Consider the following 2,216-nt stretch of genomic DNA (forward strand, 5'->3'; position numbering starts at 1 on the left):
TCAACCCTTCTTCTTCCATCGTAAATATCACTTTACGTCTAAAATCAATTGAATAGCTCATATAAATAATGTCATCAAAATTAAGTCGCTTAGCTATATGTCTATAGTTAGCGTCAAAATGTCTATAGTTAGCGTCAAAAAAAGCACAATTTATATTTATTACTATCTGAAATGTTAACAATTACCTAATATAACAGGATAGTGTTTTTTAACAAGAAACATAGATTGTTATGAGCAAAAAAATTATCCGCTATGCGTTCTTTGAGTGATATGCCTAAATTTGTGATAATACTCGAAGTTATTGGTTTATTATTATTGTTATTGGTCTATTTAGTGATAAATAACTATATTGAATTAGCTGCTTTATTTATGAAAAAAGGTGTTTTGCTTGCTATGATTATGCTAGCAATTGGTTGTATGATACCGGCCATCGTTCATATTGTTTGGCGGGCAGTGCCTAAGCTTAGTTTTTTCGGCATTGACCAACAAAAATAGTTCGGAATATCACTAACGCAAGCTAAAAGTTAAGCAGTGTAATCATCGCAAGATGGATTAAATTGTGAGTAGGAATGGCTCGTTAAATACGATTTAACATGATAAAATATGGTCTGTTTTTGGTTTAAGATGATAGATAGCGAATTTTCTTAGGTAAAATTGTTGGTATTTTGTGTAAAATAAGGTTAATTAATGGATTCGATTTGTTTTCCTGACATAGCTAAATTGCGAGAGTGGCTTGTTCAACTCAAAACTTCATATTTTGAATGTGATAATTGCCAGGCATTGCATTTGCCACATATGCAAAATATTGATGGTATTTTCGATGCTAAAGTTGATATTGTTGAAAACATATTAGTTTTCTCTGTTTTGGCTGAACTCAAACCGACATCGATTATTACTCTATTAGCAAATTTAAGCGAAATTAATGCCAGCTCATTAACGGCGAAAGCATTTATGGAAATTAATGATGAAAATTTGCCTAAACTATTGGTTAGTGAATCTTTTTCGTTATTGGCTGGCATGACTTGTAATCAATTCTCCAGTTTTCTTCAGCAAGCAGAAAAGCAGATGGGGGCTATTATTGTTGAAGTTTATAACAATGATCTACTGTATAGCGGTCAAGAAGATATTGACGATGAAGAGCTATCAGAGCGACCTTTACCTGCCCGCTTTCTGCTACATTAAGTTATAAAAATAGATGCAATTGGCATCTGCCATTCATGTGGATGGATAATGGATTATCTATTTTAGATTTATGAAGATTAAAAGAATAACAATAAATCTCAGACTATTTATTACTTTAAAAGGTCTAGCTATTTTGCTAAATTCTTTTTATTCCTGTTAACCGCTTCGTTTGAACCTTATCTACCAAATAATATTCGAATAATAACCGCTTTCTAAAAGAAATTAGAATATGATCAGTTCATCGCAATCTGCTAGTATCAATAATATTGAATCTTCCGTTGCTTCCAGTTCGGATTTTGATCCGATAAAAGTAGAAATCGATAAAAAATCGACAATAAATTTGTAATGGTTTTTAGTGGATTTCCTGGCATGGGATATGAAAATACAGAAAAATTACAAGACTATATAACAAAAGGGATAAAATAAAATATTGATGAGCATGGGATTCATAATTTACTTATTGTTGCCGGCGCGACTCCTGAAGGTATTGGCTGTGTCAATGATATTACTAAAAATTTAGGGGTAAGCACTTTTGGGATTGTTTCACAACAAGCTCCAACAAATAGCCTATCAAAAAATTGTGAGAGTGTTATGCAAATAAAGTATCCAAATAACAGCTGGAAAGTTTTGGATGATTCTGGTGATTCTTATATGGTATATGTTGCAAGTAAAAATGGATGTTTTTTAGTGTTTGGTGGTGGCAGTGTTACTCTAAGTGAATTAGAAGAAGTGGCTGGAAAAGGTATTGAAACAAAAAATTTTCCTGAGTTTTTACCAGATCCAATTAATTTAGACGCTAAATTAGCGCAAGGAAAAAATGGCTGAAATATGTCCAATACAAACAAAATATAAAAAAGAGATATAGTATAAAAATAATCTCTCCAGCTGATTGACATAAATGAATAATTCAATATATTTAGCCCGCCATTTATTCTTAATAGCCCTAGGGTAGCTAGGTATAGCTAGGCGACTTTAAAATGATTACAAGTAATTACTCTATATCAGTAAATTTATATTCGAGAAAAGCATATATT

General features: G+C 31.7%; 4 protein-coding genes. 3 read left to right on the plus strand and 1 reads right to left on the minus strand.

What is annotated here, in order from left to right; genetic code table 11:
• Window positions 1-181, minus strand: a 181-nt coding sequence (locus tag ARSQ2_RS10885; RefSeq protein WP_181995306.1) for a hypothetical protein, incomplete at its 3' end; no start/stop codon positions are given.
• Window positions 182-252: 71 nt separating this feature from the next.
• Here ARSQ2_RS10885 and ARSQ2_RS10890 point away from each other — a divergent pair.
• From ARSQ2_RS10890 to ARSQ2_RS10900, 3 genes are all read left to right on the plus strand, one after another.
• Window positions 253-495: a DUF1418 family protein gene (locus tag ARSQ2_RS10890; RefSeq protein ID WP_181995307.1), complete on the plus strand. Its 243-nt coding sequence runs from the start codon at window positions 253-255 to the stop codon at window positions 493-495.
• A gap of 192 nt (window positions 496-687) precedes the next feature.
• On the plus strand, window positions 688-1,182 hold the full coding sequence (locus tag ARSQ2_RS10895) for a YbjN domain-containing protein (protein WP_181995308.1): 495 nt from the start codon (window positions 688-690) through the stop codon (window positions 1,180-1,182).
• A 627-nt stretch (window positions 1,183-1,809) separates the two neighbouring features.
• Complete coding sequence (locus ARSQ2_RS10900; protein WP_238334477.1) at window positions 1,810-2,007, plus strand: hypothetical protein; 198 nt, start codon at window positions 1,810-1,812, stop codon at window positions 2,005-2,007.
• The last annotated feature ends 209 nt before the right edge of the window (window positions 2,008-2,216 follow it).

It is taken from the genome of Arsenophonus endosymbiont of Bemisia tabaci Q2, from assembly GCF_902713415.1.
GTDB lineage: Bacteria > Pseudomonadota > Gammaproteobacteria > Enterobacterales > Enterobacteriaceae > Arsenophonus.

Excerpts from the sequence above, each read along its gene's own strand:
- ARSQ2_RS10890 (WP_181995307.1), top strand. The coding sequence starts at position 253 with ATGCGTTCTTTGAGTGATATGCCTAAATTTGTGATAATACTCGAAGTT.
- ARSQ2_RS10895 (WP_181995308.1), top strand. The coding sequence starts at position 688 with ATGGATTCGATTTGTTTTCCTGACATAGCTAAATTGCGAGAGTGGCTT.